Source organism: Pseudomonas sp. GM17 (assembly GCF_000282175.2).
Classification (GTDB): Bacteria; Pseudomonadota; Gammaproteobacteria; order Pseudomonadales; family Pseudomonadaceae; genus Aquipseudomonas; species Aquipseudomonas chlororaphis.
On sequence record NZ_CP124732.1, the window covers coordinates 1176379 to 1191442 of the forward strand.

The window sequence follows — 15064 nt, forward strand, 5'->3', positions numbered from 1 at the left end:
ACGCTCAACCCCATGCATGAACTCTCTGTGGCGGATCTCGTCTCATAGGAGGAAATGCACCCCGACTCGCGTTAAACTGCGCGGGTTTTTAGCCCCCCATTCCTCCGGAGCCGTCCATGTCCCGCGTTACCCTGAGTCGCTATTTGATTGAGCAGACCCGCAGCAACAACACTCCTGCCGATCTGCGCTTCCTGATCGAAGTGGTGGCGCGTGCCTGCAAGGAGATCAGCCATGCCGTGTCCAAAGGCGCCCTGGGCGGTGTTCTGGGCAGCATGGGCACTGAAAACGTCCAAGGCGAAGTGCAGAAGAAGCTCGACGTGCTCTCCAACGAGATCCTGCTCGAAGCCAACGAATGGGGCGGTCACCTGGCCGGCATGGCGTCCGAGGAAATGGACAATGCCTACCAAATCCCGGGCAAATACCCGAAAGGCGCGTACCTGCTGGTATTCGACCCGCTGGACGGCTCGTCGAACATCGACATCAACGCCCCGGTCGGCACGATCTTCTCGGTATTGCGTTGCCCGAACGAATACCTGAGCCAGAACGAACCGCTCAATGAAAAGGCCTTCCTGCAGCCAGGCACTCAGCAGGTTGCCGCCGGTTACGCCATCTACGGCCCGCAGACCATGCTGGTGCTGACCCTGGGCGACGGCGTCAAGGGCTTCACCCTGGACCGTGAAATGGGCAGCTTCGTGCTGACCCACGAAGACATCACCATTCCTGAAAGCACCCAGGAATTCGCCATCAACATGTCCAACCAGCGTCACTGGGAAGCGCCGGTGCAGCGTTACGTGAGCGAATTGCTGGCAGGCGAAGAAGGCCCGCTGAACAAGAACTACAACATGCGCTGGGTGGCCGCGATGGTCGCCGACGTGCACCGCATCCTGACCCGCGGTGGCCTGTTCATGTACCCACGCGACAGCCGCGAGCCATCCAAGCCGGGCAAGCTGCGCCTGATGTACGAAGCCAACCCGATGTCGTTCCTGGTGGAACAGGCGGGCGGCGCTTCCACCGACGGTCACCAGCGCATTCTCGACATCCAGCCTGAAGGCCTGCACCAGCGCGTAGCGGTGTTCCTCGGCTCGAAGGAAGAAGTCGCCCGCGTCACCGCCTACCACAAGGAATAACCCATGGTCGCGCCCTGGCAGCCCTTGCTCGACTGGTGGTTCGGTTCGGCCGAGAAACCCGCGGATATCAAGGCTGAAAAGGGCAGGCTGTGGTTTGGCAAGCGCGACAGCCAGGACCTCGAGGCACGCGAGCGTTTCGGGGATCTGGTGGAGCAGGCCTTGGCCGGCGGGTTGACCGAGTGGGCGCAACGCCCGCAAGGTTGGCTGGCCCTGGTGCTGCTGCTCGACCAGCTGCCGCGCATGCTGTATCGCGAAACCCCCAAGAGCTTTGCCGGCGATCTACGTGCCCAGGCGCTGGTGGCCCAGGGTATTGCCGCGGATTTCGACCGCCAGTTGGCGCCGATGCAACGCAGCTTCGTCTACCTGGTGTTCGAGCATTGCGAGAACCTGGCGGTGCAGAACGAAGCGATCTCCAGGTTCGCCGCCTTGCACGACGAGCAGCCGCTGGCCGACCAACCGGTGTTCGCCGATCTGCTGGACTACGCCGAACGGCATCAGAAAATCATCGCCCGCTTCGGGCGCTTCCCTCATCGCAACCAGATTCTCGAGCGTGAATCGACGCCGGAGGAACTGGCATTCCTGCGCGAGCCGGGTTCCAGCTTCTAAATCTGCTGCGTGGCATCAAAAGCTATCGCGGGCAAGCCTCGCTCCTAAGGATGCTTGGGTTCTTCTGTCGGAGCGGCCGGTCGACGCTCGATTGCCCGCGATAGGGCTTCAAGACCCATGAATACTTAGCGCCTGGCGCGCAGTAACCGCTTCATCAGCAAGGTTTGCAGGTCTTGGCGGGTATCGGCGATGACATGGATGTAGACGGTAGCGTCTCGTACTTCATAGATGATTCGATTCATCCCCGAGAGTATCTGTCGGTAGTGGCCGACATGCAGTTGTTCGAGTTCTTCGGGAATCGCCCCGGCGTAGGGCAGGGTGGCCAGTTGGCGAATGGCTTGTTTCAGGCTGCTGTAGCTGTTGTGCCAGGTAGCGGTGGAGAGCCGCTGGGTGAGGTAGGTACGCAACTCGATGAGGTCGGTTTCCGCCGAATGCAGAAGCACTACCTTGAATGTCACGGTTGGTCGGCCTGGTCCAGTTCGTCGAACACGTCCTGGGCATCGCGGAATTGGCCTTCATCGATCTCACGATTACCGAGGGCGAGGATCTTCAGCAGCGCCATGGTTTCTTCCTGCTGCTCGAAGCTTTTCACATCCATGACCACCAGTTTTGCCTCGCCGTTCTGGGTAATGACCATGGGCTCACGGCTTTCGGTGATGGTTTTGACGATCTCGGCGGTATGGCTTTTCAGGTAACTGATCGGTTTGATCTGAGAAGAAAGCTTCATGGGAGCATCTCGTCTGGGGAAGCAGGACTGAGTTTAGTCTTTATTCAGTCCTATATGCGCCGCGCCAGACGAGTTGAGTGTTGCTGATCGTTAAATCCTGAAGCTACCCACCAACTGCTGCAACCGCGCCGCTTGCTGCTCCAGGTCGGCGCAGGCGCGCAGGGTCGCCTGCAGGTTTTCCACGCCTTCCTGGTTGAGGGTGTTGATCTCGGTGATGTCGACGTTGATCGACTCCACTACGGCGGTCTGCTCCTCGGTGGCGGTGGCCACGGACTGGTTCATGCCGTCGATCTCGCCGATGCGCTGGGTCACGCTGCCCAGGCGCTGGCCGGCCTGGTTGGCGATGCCGACGCTGCTTGCGCTCTCGCGCTGGCTTTCGGTCATGGTGTCCACCGCCTGGCGGGCGCCGACCTGCAGTTCCTCGATCATCTTCTGCACTTGCTGCGCCGAGTCCTGGGTGCGGTGGGCGAGGTTGCGCACCTCATCGGCGACCACCGCGAAACCACGGCCGGCCTCCCCGGCGCGGGCGGCTTCGATGGCGGCGTTGAGGGCCAGCAGGTTGGTCTGCTGGGAGATGCTGGTGATGACTTCGAGGATCTGCCCGATGTTCACCGTGTTGCTGTTCAGGGTTTCGATATGGCCGCAGGAGTCGCTGATCTTCGCCGACAGCTGCTGCATGGCGGCGATGGTCTGGTCGACCACGGCCTGGCCTTCGCTGGCCAGGTTGCGCGCATCGCTGGAGTGCTGCGACGCCAGGGCGGCGTTCTGGGCGATTTCCTGGGCGGCGGCGCCGAGCTGGTTGATGGCCGCAGCGACGCTGCTGGTGCGCGAGGCCTGCTGGCCGGAGTTGAACATCGACGAGTTCGAGGCGCTGACCACCCGCAGGGCGACTTCGTTGACCTGGCCGGTGGCCGAGGCGACTTCGCGGATCGAACCGTGAACCCGTTCGACGAAACGGTTGAACGACACGCCCAGGGTGCCGAACTCGTCGTGGCCATGGATGGTCAGGCGCTTGGTCAGGTCGCCTTCGCCCTCGGCGATGTCGTGCATGGCGCGGCCCATCAGGTGCAGCGGCTGCATCAGCACGCGGATCAGCATGCCCAGCAGGCTGATGATGATCACTACGGCAATCAGCATGGCGATGATCGCCGAGGTGCGGAATTCGCTGAGCATCGAGAACGCGGTGTCCTTGTCCAGCACCAGCGCCACGTACCAGTCCGCCGCCGGCACGCCGTTGACGCGGGTGAAGGAGATGAGCTGGGTCTTGCCGCCCAGCTCGACTTCCTTCAGGCCCGGGCCGACCTGCGGGGCGCCATTGGAGTAGGCGTCGCTGAGGTTCTTGAGCACCAGCTTGCTGTCCGGGTGGATCAGGATCTTGCCGCCGGCGCTGACGATGAACGCCTGGCCATGGCCGCCGAAATTCAGCGAGTTGATGATGGCGCTGACGTTGGACAGGTCGATATCGGCCCCGGCGACGCCGATGAAGCTGCCCTGGTGCTGCACCGGGGTGGCGACGGTGATCACCAGCTTGCCGGAGGAGGCGGCGATGTAGGGTTCGGTGACGATGGTCTGCTGGGCCGTGTTGGCCGCCTTGTACCAGCCGCGGGCACGGGGGTCGTAGTCGGGCGCGCGGTTGCCCGCCGGGACCGAGAACATCGCGCCGTCCTGGCCGCCGAAGTAGCTGAGCTGGAAGTTGCTGGCGTAGGCGGGGAGGCCGACGCTGCGTTTCAGGTCGTCGGCGCCGCTGCCGTCCACGGCGATCTGCTGGGCCAGGGTGTGCAGCAACTGGATGCGGCTTTCCAGCCAGGTCTGGATGTTGCTGCTGGTCAGGCTGCCGAGTTCCTGCATGGAGGACTCGTTGCTGCTGTGCAGGGCCTCGCGCTGTCGATAGTCGTTGAACAGGATAAAACAGGCGAACGCAACGGCGACCACAAGAGCGGCGGCAAGCAGGATCTTATGGCTGAATTTCATGTTTCTGGTCATTAGGTGAACTACCGCGAAAGGGTGGTCAGCGAGGGGGCGTCAATTTGCCATAACGGCAGCTTTTGCGCTGCTTTTATGTCGACTGGCCATCATGAAAAATGAGGCACGCCGACGTCTGCCCGACGAAATGCGTTTTGCCCCCGCAAAGTGGTTGATTCCGGAGGAAATGCTGGGCGCTGCGTCACAATAAATAGGCGTCTGGCTGGGGAACCAGATGGGGCTTTTCTCTTCTAAGCTTCTGGTTGGCAGCATGCCATCCCCCCGTTCGCCCAGGAGTTTCACCATGTCCCTGCGTTCTCTCGCTCTGTTGTCGTTCTGCGTGCTGTTGGCTGCATGCGGCAAGATCAATCAGGAAAACTATTCCAAGCTGTCGGCCGGCATGCCCAAGGCCGAAGTTGAAAAACTGCTGGGCAAACCAACCGATTGTTCCGGCGCGCTGGGCATGTCCAGCTGCACCTGGGGTGACAAGAACAGCTTTATCAGCGTGCAGTACGCCGGTGACAAAGTGCTGATGTTTTCCGGGCAAGGCCTGAAGTAAAAAAACCGGGGCCACGTGCCCACGGGAGAAAAATAATGATGCGTTTGCTAGTCACTCTTCTGGCCGGCCTGTTGTTGGCCGGCTGCGCCACTTCCCGGGACGATTCACTGGCGCCCAAGACCGCGAATCACGTCGATCTCAAGCGTTACCAAGGGACCTGGTACGAGCTGGCGCGTTTGCCGATGTATTTCCAGCGTAACTGCGCGCAATCCGAAGCCCGCTACACCTTGCTGCCCGAAGGCAATATGGCGGTGCTCAATCGCTGCCTGACCGCCAACTGGCAATGGGAAGAGGTGCGGGGCACGGCAACGCCGCAGGCGCCGGATAAAACCGACAAGCTGTGGGTCGAATTCGATACCTGGTTTTCCCGGTTGATACCGGGCCTGGCCAAGGGCGACTACTGGGTGCTGTATGTGAGCGACGACTACAAGACCGCCATTGTCGGCAACCCGGATCGTCGATACCTGTGGCTGTTGTCGCGCCGGCCGAATGTCAGCGAGGCGGTTCGCGAGGACCTGCTGAGCAGGGCGCGCCAGCAGGGTTATGACACCACCCGCCTGATCTGGCGCGTGTCGGACAAGGCGATGGCCAAGACCTCGAAGTGAATCCATGCGGGAGCCAGCGTGCTGGTTCCCGCGGTGACGGGCTTCAGCCGAGCAGGTCGCGCAGCACCTGGGTAAAGGCCCGATTACTTTCTTCTTCGCCTGCGTGACGTCCGTCGCGCACTACCCACTGACCGTTGACCAGCACATCGCGCACCTGGCGATCGCCGCCGGCGAACAGCCAGCGGTTGAGAATGCCGTCGCCCTCGGCGGTGGCCAGGTAAGGATCGCTGCCGTCAAGCACCAGCCAGTCGGCACGCTTGCCCACTTCCAGGGCGCCGATCGGCTGCCCCAGGGCCTGGGCGCCGCCGTCCAGCGCGGCGTCGTACAGGGTCCGGCCAACCATCGGCTGGTCGTTGCGATACAGGCGGTTGCGGCGTTGATCGCGCAGGCGCTGGCCGTATTCCGCCCAGCGCAATTCTTCCACCACGCTCAGCGACACATGGCTGTCGGAACCGATGCCCATGCGGCCGCCCTGTGCGAGAAAATCCACCGCTGGGAAAATCCCGTCGCCGAGGTTGGCTTCGGTGGTCAGGCACAGGCCGGCAATTGCTCGGCTTTGCGCCATGAGGCTGACTTCTTCGGCATTCGCGTGGGTGGCATGGACCAGGCACCAGCGCTGATCGACCGCGGTGTTTTCATACAGCCATTGCAGCGGCCGGCGCCCGCTCCAGGTCAGGCAGTCATCGACTTCCTTCTGCTGTTCGGCAATGTGGATATGCACCGGGCACTGCTTGTCGCTGGCGGCCAGCACTTCGCTGATCTGCTGCGGGGTGACCGCGCGCAACGAGTGGAAGCACAGCCCCAACTGCTGGGCCGGTTGCCGGGCCAGCAGCGGTTGCAGGCGGCTTTGCAGCTTGAGGTAGTTTTCCGTGCTGTTGATGAAGCGGCTCTGGCCTTCGTTGGACGCCTGGCCGCCGAAACCGGAGTGGCTGTACAGCACTGGCAGCAGGGTCAGGCCGATGCCGGCGGCGCTGGCGGCCTGGCTGATGCGCAGGGACAGTTCGGCCGGGTCGGCGTAGGGCTGGCCGTTGGTGTCGTGATGCACATAGTGGAATTCGGCGACCGAGGTGTAACCGGCCTTGAGCATTTCGATGTACAGCTGACGGGCGATGATGCCCAGCTGGTCCGGGCTGATCTTGCCCACCAGGCGATACATCAGGTCGCGCCAGGTCCAGAAGCTGTCGTTGGGGTTGCCGGCCACTTCCGCCAGCCCGGCCATCGCCCGCTGGAACGCATGGGAGTGCAGGTTGGGCATGCCCGGCAGCAGCGGGCCTTGTAGCCGCTCGGCGCCTTCTGCGCTGGCATCGGCCTGGATGTGGGTCAACAGGCCGTCGGCGCTGACCTCGAGACGTACGTTGTTGGCCCATCCGTTAGGCAGCAGTGCGCGTTCGGCAAAGAAGGCGGACATGGTTCAAGCACCCCGTCGTGTGTTATTTGTATATACATATACAGACGTTTGCCTGCTCGGTAAACTCCGGCAAGCTAGCCTCTTTCTTCAGCCAACAAGGATTTCCCGTGCCGACTCCGCCCGCCAACTCCCCGCTGGCCGCCCATCTGGGCGATAGTCCGGCGCCCCTGTACGCCCGCGTCAAGCAGATGATCACCCAGCAGATCGAGAGTGGAAACTGGCCGCCGCATTACCGCGTGCCCTCGGAAAGCGAGCTGGTCAGCCAGCTGGGTTTCAGCCGCATGACCATCAACCGCGCCCTGCGCGAGATGACCGCCGAAGGCCTGCTGGTGCGCATGCAGGGCGTGGGGACTTTCGTCGCCGAACCGAAAAGCCAGTCGGCGCTGTTCGAGGTGCACAACATTGCCGACGAGATCGCCTCGCGCGGTCATCGCCACACTTGCAAAGTCATTACCCTGGGTGAAGAGGCGGCCGGTTCCGAGCGCGCCGTGGCCCTGGAAATGCGCGAAGGGCAGAGGGTCTTCCACTCGCTGATCGTGCATTTCGAGAACGATATCCCGGTGCAGATCGAGGACCGCTTCGTCAACGCGCTGGTGGCACCGGACTACCTCAAGCAGGACTTCACCCTGCAGACCCCCTACGCCTACCTGAACCAGGTCGCACCGCTGACCGAAGGCGAGCATGTGGTCGAGGCGATTCTGGCCGAGCCGGAAGAGTGCAAGCTGCTGCAGATCGAGCGCGGCGAGCCGTGCCTGCTGATTCGCCGCCGGACCTGGTCCGGCCGCCAGCCGGTAACCGCCGCGCGCCTGATCCACCCGGGTTCTCGTCACAGCCTGGAAGGGCGGTTTCATAAGTAAGGGGCATCAATGACTCAGTTGAACGTTTTGCGCGCGGCCAACTACCCGCGCATGCCATGGAAGAACGGTGGCGGCAGTACCGAAGAGATCACCCGGGACGCCGGCGTCGGCCTGGAAGGTTTCGGCTGGCGGCTGTCGATCGCCGATATCGGCGAGTCCGGTGGCTTCTCCAGCTTCGCCGGCTACCAGCGGATCATTACCGTGCTGCAAGGCGCGGGCATGACCCTGACGGTGGACGGCGAGGACACCCGCGTACTGTTACCGCTGGACCCCTTTGCCTTCAGTGGCGCCAGCCAGGTCGCGTGCACCCTGATCGACGGGCCGATTCGCGACTTCAACCTGATCTACGCGCCGGACCGCTACAGCGCTCGCTTGCAATGGCTGTCGGGTGGTCAGCGCTTCTTCACCCAGGCCGGCACGGTGCTGGTATTCAGCGTGGCCGAGGAAATGCGCGCCGACCTGGGTGGCGGTGTCGCCGCCTTGCTTGAGCGCCATGACTGCCTGCAACTGCTCGGTAACCCCGGCTTGCGGGAAGTCACCGTCAGCGGCGCTTGCTGCGTGATCGAACTGACAGCCATCTGACCTGTAGCCGCTGCCGCAGGCTGCGATAGGCCGGGGTCGCGCTCGACTCGAAGAGCCTTCCGGCCTGCAAGAGCGCGTCTCCTTCGGAGTTGATCGCAGCCTTCGGCAGCGGCTACAAGCCCACCTGTTTCTCTCCCTCCCTGATGTTGTTTCCCTCGCGCACCAATTTGTTACCGAACGCCCCAGCGTGGCGCAAAGCCCTGGCGAAGTAACAGCTTTCCCGCCTCTAGCCATAATCCCCGTGAAAAAATAATCGACGCTGAAACCCTTGATCCAAGGGCCTCTTCATCGGTTTCACGATTTTCTTGAAGGCTCATTCAACGAGTTGGCCGATCGATTGCATATGCTTGTATGTACAAGTAAAGACGTATGCGTATGAGTCACTGAAGACTCTTCGCTGCGTCCCCTGATTCGCTTGCTGCGCAGCGCCCTGCGCGCAGGCACGCTCGCCCACTGCCTGGGTTGGTTTGGATTGATCGCTGAGGAGTTTTTTCGTGACTGAGAATAAACCTACGAAATACCGGAACGTCGAAATTCGCGCTGCCCGCGGCAACAAGCTGACCGCCAAGAGCTGGCTGACAGAAGCGCCGCTGCGCATGCTGATGAACAACCTCGACCCGGAAGTCGCCGAGAACCCGAAAGAGCTGGTGGTTTACGGTGGCATCGGCCGCGCCGCGCGCAACTGGGAGTGCTACGACAAGATCGTCGAGAGCCTGACCAACCTGAATGACGACGAGACCCTGCTGGTGCAATCCGGCAAGCCGGTCGGCGTGTTCAAGACCCACAGCAATGCCCCGCGCGTGCTGATCGCCAACTCCAACCTGGTGCCGCACTGGGCGACCTGGGAACACTTCAACGAACTGGATGCCAAGGGCCTGGCCATGTATGGCCAGATGACCGCCGGCAGCTGGATCTACATCGGCAGCCAGGGCATCGTCCAGGGCACCTACGAAACCTTCGTCGAAGCCGGTCGCCAGCACTACAACGATGACCTCAAGGGCCGCTGGGTCCTGACCGCCGGCCTCGGCGGCATGGGTGGCGCCCAGCCTCTGGCCGCGACCCTGGCAGGCGCCTGCTCGCTGAACATCGAATGCCAGCAGACCAGCATCGATTTCCGCCTCAAGACCCGCTATGTCGACGAGCAGGCCAAAGACCTGGACGACGCCCTGGCGCGTATCGCCAAGTACACCGCCGAAGGCAAGGCGATCTCCATCGCCCTGTGCGGCAACGCGGCTGAAATCCTCCCGGAAATGGTCCGTCGCGGCGTGCGTCCGGACATGGTCACCGACCAGACCAGCGCCCACGACCCGCTCAACGGCTACCTGCCAGCCGGCTGGACCTGGGAGCAGTACCGCGAGCGCGCCAAGACCGAGCCTGCCGCGGTGGTCAAGGCGGCCAAGCAATCGATGGCCGTGCACGTCAAGGCCATGCTCGACTTCCAGAAGCAGGGCATCCCGACCTTCGACTACGGCAACAACATCCGTCAGATGGCCCAGGAAGAAGGCGTCGAGAACGCCTTCGACTTCCCAGGCTTCGTACCGGCCTATATCCGTCCGCTGTTCTGCCGCGGCATCGGTCCGTTCCGCTGGGCCGCGCTGTCGGGCGACCCGCAGGACATCTACAAGACCGACGCCAAGGTCAAGGAACTGATTCCGGACGACGCTCACCTGCACAACTGGCTGGATATGGCGCGCGAGCGCATCAGCTTCCAGGGCCTGCCGGCGCGTATCTGCTGGGTTGGCCTGGGCCTGCGCGCAAAGCTCGGCCTGGCGTTCAACGAAATGGTGCGCAGCGGCGAGCTGTCGGCGCCGATCGTCATCGGTCGCGACCACCTGGACTCCGGCTCGGTATCCAGCCCGAACCGCGAAACCGAATCGATGCAGGACGGTTCCGACGCCGTGTCCGACTGGCCACTGCTCAACGCCCTGCTGAACACCGCCAGCGGCGCGACCTGGGTTTCCCTGCACCACGGCGGCGGCGTCGGCATGGGCTTCTCCCAGCACTCCGGGATGGTGATCGTCTGCGACGGTACCGACGAAGCGGCCGAACGTATCGCCCGTGTGCTGCATAACGACCCGGGTACCGGTGTCATGCGTCACGCCGATGCCGGTTACCAGATCGCCATCGACTGCGCCAAGGAACAGGGCCTGAACCTGCCGATGATCACTGGCAAGTAAGCTCCCGGCGGATCGCCGCCAGGATCAGGGAAGGAGCTGCCGCACGCTGCAGTGCGGCGGCTCGGTCCATGTAGCAGTGCTTTGACATGACAAGAATCTCCCGGGAGAACAATAACGATGTCCACGGCCAGCGATAGCTCCAAACCCCTGATCGAGCGGCGGTCGATCAACTACATCCCCGAAGCCGAACGCCACGGTAAGCTCTACAGCCAGTTCACCCTGTGGTTGGGGGCTAACCTGCAGATCACCGCCATCGTCACTGGCGCTCTGGCGGTGGTGCTGGGCGGTGATGTGTTCTGGTCGCTGATCGGCCTGCTCATCGGGCAACTGCTGGGCGGCGGTGTGATGGCGTTGCATGCGGCGCAAGGGCCCAAGCTTGGCCTGCCGCAGATGATCTCCAGTCGTGTTCAGTTCGGGGTGTATGGCGCGGCCATTCCGATCGTCCTGGTCTGCCTGATGTATCTGGGCTTCACTGCCACCGGCACGGTGCTTTCCGGCCAGGCGCTGGGCCAGCTGTTCGGGGTCAGCGACAGTGTCGGCATCCTGATCTTCGCCAGCGTCATCGTGCTGGTCACGGTGCTCGGCTACCGGGTGATCCATTTCATCGGTCGCGCCGCCAGCGTTATTGGCGTGATCGCCTTCGTTTATCTGTTCAGTCGCCTGATGAGCCAGACCGACGTTGGCGCACTCCTGGAAATCCGCCACTTCAGCTGGAGCAGCTTCCTGCTCGCGGTGTCGCTCGCCGCGTCCTGGCAGATCGCCTTCGGCCCCTACGTGGCCGACTATTCGCGCTATCTGCCGAGCAAGACCTCTTCGGTGAAAACCTTCCTCGCCGCTGGCGCGGGCTCGGTGATCGGCGCGCAGGTGGCGATGATCCTCGGCGTGTTCGCCGCGGCCATGGCCGACGGGCAGTTCGCCGGTCACGAAGTGGCCTATATCGTCGGTCTGGGTGGCAGCGGTGCCACCGCCGCGCTGCTGTACTTCAGCATCGCCTTCGGCAAGGTCACCATCTCGACGTTGAACTCCTACGGCAGCTTCATGTGCATCGCCACCATCATCAGTGGCTTTCGTGGCCACCTGGAAGTGACGCGCTTGCAACGCCTGGTGTTCGTGCTGGTCATCGTCGGTACTGCGACCCTGATCGCCTTGCTCGGCCAGCACTCGTTCCTCGGTGCGTTCAAGTCTTTCATCCTCTTCCTGCTGGCCTTCTTCACCCCGTGGAGCGCGGTCAACCTGGTGGATTACTACTGCATCACCCGCGAGCACTATGACGTGCCGGCGCTGGCCGATCCGAACGGTCGCTACGGCCGCTGGAACATCCTCGGTATCAGCGTCTATGTGATCGGTGTGCTGGTGCAGCTGCCGTTCATCGCCACCAAGTTCTACACCGGCCCGCTGGTGGAAACCCTGGGTGGCGTGGATATCTCCTGGATCGTCGGCCTGGTGGTTCCCGCGGCGCTGTATTACGTCTGCGCGAAGAAATGGCATGGCGCCGTACCCGATCGCCTGATCCTGCCGGTAGAGCAGGACTCGATCACAGAACAAAAGCTGAGTGGGGCAGGCCGCGCTACTGCGGTCTAGACCTGATTGGACGTGGACGGGCTGGATGCCTCTTGACTGCCGTAATCCATTTCAATGATTGGGAGCGTCACACAATGAAAATGAATAAGACCCTGCTGACCACTTTGCTTTCCATGGGCCTGCTGGCCAGCGCTGGCGCTACCCAGGCGGCCGGCTGGTGCGAGTCCGGCAAACCGGTGAAATTCGCCGGCCTGAACTGGGAAAGCGGCATGTTGCTGACCGACGTGCTGCAAGTGGTCCTGGAAAAAGGCTACGGCTGCAAGACCGACAGCCTGCCAGGCAACTCCATCACCATGGAGAACGCCCTGAGCAGCAATGACATCCAGGTTTTCGCCGAGGAATGGGTCGGTCGCAGCGAGGTCTGGAACAAGGCCGAGAAGGCCGGCAAGGTGGTCGGCGTCGGCGCCCCGGTGGTGGGCGCCATCGAAGGCTGGTACGTGCCGCGCTACGTGATCGAAGGCGATGCCAAGCGCAAGCTGGAAGCCAAGGCCCCGGACCTGAAGAACATCGCCGATTTGGGCAAGTACGCCAGCGTATTCAAGGACCCGGAAGAGCCGAGCAAGGGCCGTTTCTATAACTGCCCGGCCGGCTGGACCTGCGAGCTGGACAACAGCGAGATGCTGAAAAGCTACGGCCTGGAAAGCAGCTACACCAACTTCCGCCCAGGCACCGGCCCGGCGCTGGATGCCGCGGTGCTGTCGAGCTACAAGCGTGGCGAACCTATCCTGTTCTACTACTGGTCGCCAACCCCGCTGATGGGCCAGGTCGACCTGGTGAAGCTGGAAGAAAAGCCGGGCGTGGACAAGAGCGTGACCATCAAGGTCGGCCTGTCCAAGACCTTCCACGAGGAAGCGCCTGAGCTGGTGGCCGTGCTGGAAAAGGTCAACCTGCCGATCGACCTGCTCAACCAGAACCTGGGCCGCATGGCGAAGGAACGTATCGAATCGCCGAAGCTGGCGAAAATTTTCCTCAAGGAACATCCTGAAGTCTGGCACGCATGGGTGAGCGACGACGCAGCCAAGAAAATCGACGCGGCCTTGTAGGTAGAGCCTTCCCGGCTGCCTGAAGCGCAGCCGGGAGCCTTGCCGCAACCCATTTGATCGAGAGCCTCTCTATGTTTCCTGAAAGCTTCACGTTTTCCATCGCCGACTGGGTCAACAGTTGGGTCGATTCGCTGGTGACCAACTACGGCGATGTGTTCCGCCACATCTCCGACACCCTGCTGTGGGCCATCGTCAACCTCGAAGGCCTGCTGCGCCTGGCGCCCTGGTGGCTGATGCTGGCGATCGTCGGCGGCATCGCCTGGCATTCGACCCGCAAGCTGGTGACCACCGCGGTGATCGTCGGCCTGCTGTTTCTGGTGGGCGCGGTCGGCCTGTGGGACAAGCTGATGCAGACCCTGGCGCTGATGCTGGTGGCGACCTTCATTTCGGTGCTGATCGGCATTCCCCTGGGGATCCTCTCGGCGCGCAGCAATCGCCTGCGTTCGGTGCTGATGCCGCTCTTGGACATCATGCAGACCATGCCGAGCTTCGTGTACCTGATCCCGGTGCTGATGCTGTTCGGCCTGGGCAAGGTGCCGGCGATCTTCGCCACCGTGATCTACGCCGCGCCGCCGCTGATCCGCCTGACCGACCTGGGCATTCGCCAGGTCGACGGCGAAGTCATGGAGGCGATCAACGCTTTCGGCGCCAACCGCTGGCAGCAACTGTTCGGCGTGCAACTGCCGCTGGCCCTGCCGAGCATCATGGCCGGGATCAACCAGACCACCATGATGGCCCTGTCGATGGTGGTGATCGCCTCGATGATCGGTGCCCGTGGCCTGGGCGAAGACGTGCTGGTGGGCATCCAGACCCTCAACGTCGGCCGTGGCCTGGAAGCCGGCCTGGCGATCGTGATTCTGGCCGTGGTCATCGACCGTATTACCCAAGCCTATGGTCGTCCACGCCATGAGGTGAGCAAATGAACGACGCAATCGTGAGCAAGATCGAAGTCAAGAACGTCTTCAAGATTTTCGGCAACCGTTCGGCCGACGCGCTGAACATGATTCGCCAGAACAAGACCAAGGACCAGGTGCTGGCCGAGACCGGCTGCGTGGTCGGGGTCAACGACCTGTCGCTGAGCATCGGCACCGGCGAGATCTTCGTGATCATGGGCCTGTCCGGCTCCGGCAAGTCGACGTTGGTGCGCCACTTCAACCGCCTGATCGACCCGACCAGCGGCGCGATCCTGGTGGATGGCGTGGACATCCTGCAATACGACATGGAAGCCCTGCGCGAATTTCGCCGGCACAAGATCAGCATGGTGTTCCAGAGCTTCGGCCTGCTGCCGCACAAGACCGTGCTGGAAAACACCGCCTACGGCCTCAAGGTGCGGGGCGAGAGCAAGGAAGTCTGCACCGAGCGCGCGCTGCACTGGATCAACACCGTGGGCCTCAAGGGCTACGAGAACAAGTACCCGCACCAGCTGTCTGGCGGCATGCGCCAGCGTGTCGGCCTGGCCCGCGCCCTGGCGGCGGACACCGACATCATCCTGATGGACGAGGCCTTCAGCGCCCTCGACCCGCTGATCCGCGCCGAGATGCAGGACCAGCTGCTGGAGCTGCAAAAGACCCTGCACAAGACCATCGTCTTCATTACCCACGACCTCGACGAGGCCGTGCGCATCGGCAACCGCATTGCGATCCTCAAGGATGGCCGGCTGATCCAGGTCGGCACGCCGAAAGAGATCCTGCATTCGCCGGCGGACGAGTATGTCGACCGTTTCGTGCAGCGACGCGCGGCGGTGGTTTAAAGGCTTGGGGCGGGCCTCTTCCCCTGTAGGAGCGAGGCTTGCCCGCGAAGGCGGCGGTAAAGCTGCATCAATGTTCAGGT

15 protein-coding genes are annotated in these 15064 nt (G+C 62.6%); 11 read left to right on the forward strand and 4 right to left on the reverse strand.

The window, feature by feature from the left end; genetic code table 11:
- The first annotated feature begins 116 nt into the window (after positions 1–116).
- Together PMI20_RS05285 and PMI20_RS05290 are read left to right on the forward strand one after the other, a co-directional pair.
- Positions 117–1127, forward strand: a complete 1011-nt coding sequence (locus tag PMI20_RS05285; RefSeq protein ID WP_007925933.1) for a class 1 fructose-bisphosphatase — start codon at positions 117–119, stop codon at positions 1125–1127.
- Positions 1128–1130: 3 nt separating this feature from the next.
- A complete protein-coding gene (locus PMI20_RS05290; RefSeq protein WP_007925931.1) occupies positions 1131–1733 on the forward strand; it encodes a DUF924 family protein in 603 nt (200 codons plus the stop codon).
- Positions 1734–1858: 125 nt separating this feature from the next.
- Here PMI20_RS05290 and PMI20_RS05295 read toward each other — a convergent pair whose 3' ends face one another.
- The 3 genes from PMI20_RS05295 to PMI20_RS05305 form a co-directional block, all read right to left on the reverse strand.
- Entirely contained in the window at positions 1859–2191 is a 333-nt protein-coding gene (locus PMI20_RS05295) for a type II toxin-antitoxin system RelE/ParE family toxin (protein WP_007925929.1), read from the reverse strand.
- Positions 2188–2460 (reverse strand): type II toxin-antitoxin system Phd/YefM family antitoxin, encoded by a 273-nt coding sequence (locus PMI20_RS05300; protein WP_007925927.1) that lies wholly within the window; start codon positions 2458–2460, stop codon positions 2188–2190. Before PMI20_RS05300 ends, PMI20_RS05295 begins: the two co-directional genes overlap by 4 nt.
- A 90-nt stretch (positions 2461–2550) precedes the next feature.
- The gene (locus tag PMI20_RS05305; protein WP_007925926.1) at positions 2551–4443 is read right to left on the reverse strand and encodes a methyl-accepting chemotaxis protein; all 1893 of its coding nucleotides are present in this window, start codon (positions 4441–4443) and stop codon (positions 2551–2553) included.
- A 283-nt stretch (positions 4444–4726) separates the two neighbouring features.
- Here PMI20_RS05305 and PMI20_RS05310 point away from each other — a divergent pair, with 283 nt between their 5' ends.
- Together PMI20_RS05310 and PMI20_RS05315 are read left to right on the forward strand one after the other, a co-directional pair.
- Entirely contained in the window at positions 4727–4981 is a 255-nt protein-coding gene (locus tag PMI20_RS05310) for a hypothetical protein (protein WP_007925924.1), read from the forward strand.
- 35 nt (positions 4982–5016) lie between these two features.
- Positions 5017–5586, forward strand: coding sequence for a lipocalin family protein (locus PMI20_RS05315; RefSeq protein WP_007925922.1), 570 nt, complete (start codon positions 5017–5019; stop codon positions 5584–5586).
- A 43-nt stretch (positions 5587–5629) separates the two neighbouring features.
- On the opposite strand, the gene PMI20_RS05320 is transcribed toward PMI20_RS05315, so the two are convergent.
- Positions 5630–6994 carry a formimidoylglutamate deiminase gene (locus PMI20_RS05320; RefSeq protein ID WP_007925920.1) on the reverse strand — a complete coding sequence of 455 codons (1365 nt, stop codon included), beginning with the start codon at positions 6992–6994 and terminating at the stop codon, positions 5630–5632.
- A 188-nt stretch (positions 6995–7182) separates the two neighbouring features.
- Here PMI20_RS05320 and hutC point away from each other — a divergent pair, with 188 nt between their 5' ends.
- From hutC to PMI20_RS05355, 7 genes are all read left to right on the forward strand, one after another.
- Positions 7183–7851, forward strand: a complete 669-nt coding sequence (gene hutC / locus PMI20_RS05325) for a histidine utilization transcriptional repressor HutC (protein ID WP_238437480.1) — start codon at positions 7183–7185, stop codon at positions 7849–7851.
- Between the two features lie 9 nt (positions 7852–7860).
- The gene (locus PMI20_RS05330) at positions 7861–8433 is read left to right on the forward strand and encodes a HutD/Ves family protein (protein ID WP_007925918.1); all 573 of its coding nucleotides are present in this window, start codon (positions 7861–7863) and stop codon (positions 8431–8433) included.
- A 494-nt stretch (positions 8434–8927) separates the two neighbouring features.
- Complete coding sequence (gene hutU / locus PMI20_RS05335) at positions 8928–10610, forward strand: urocanate hydratase (protein WP_007925917.1); 1683 nt, start codon at positions 8928–8930, stop codon at positions 10608–10610.
- A gap of 117 nt (positions 10611–10727) precedes the next feature.
- The gene (locus tag PMI20_RS05340) at positions 10728–12191 is read left to right on the forward strand and encodes a purine-cytosine permease family protein (protein WP_007925916.1); all 1464 of its coding nucleotides are present in this window, start codon (positions 10728–10730) and stop codon (positions 12189–12191) included.
- Positions 12192–12265: 74 nt separating this feature from the next.
- Positions 12266–13234 (forward strand): ABC transporter substrate-binding protein, encoded by a 969-nt coding sequence (locus PMI20_RS05345; RefSeq protein WP_007925914.1) that lies wholly within the window; start codon positions 12266–12268, stop codon positions 13232–13234.
- Positions 13235–13305: 71 nt separating this feature from the next.
- Positions 13306–14157: an ABC transporter permease gene (locus tag PMI20_RS05350; RefSeq protein WP_007925913.1), complete on the forward strand. Its 852-nt coding sequence runs from the start codon at positions 13306–13308 to the stop codon at positions 14155–14157.
- Positions 14154–14984, forward strand: coding sequence for a quaternary amine ABC transporter ATP-binding protein (locus tag PMI20_RS05355; protein ID WP_007925912.1), 831 nt, complete (start codon positions 14154–14156; stop codon positions 14982–14984). Before PMI20_RS05350 ends, PMI20_RS05355 begins: the two co-directional genes overlap by 4 nt.
- Positions 14985–15064: the final 80 nt, after the last annotated feature.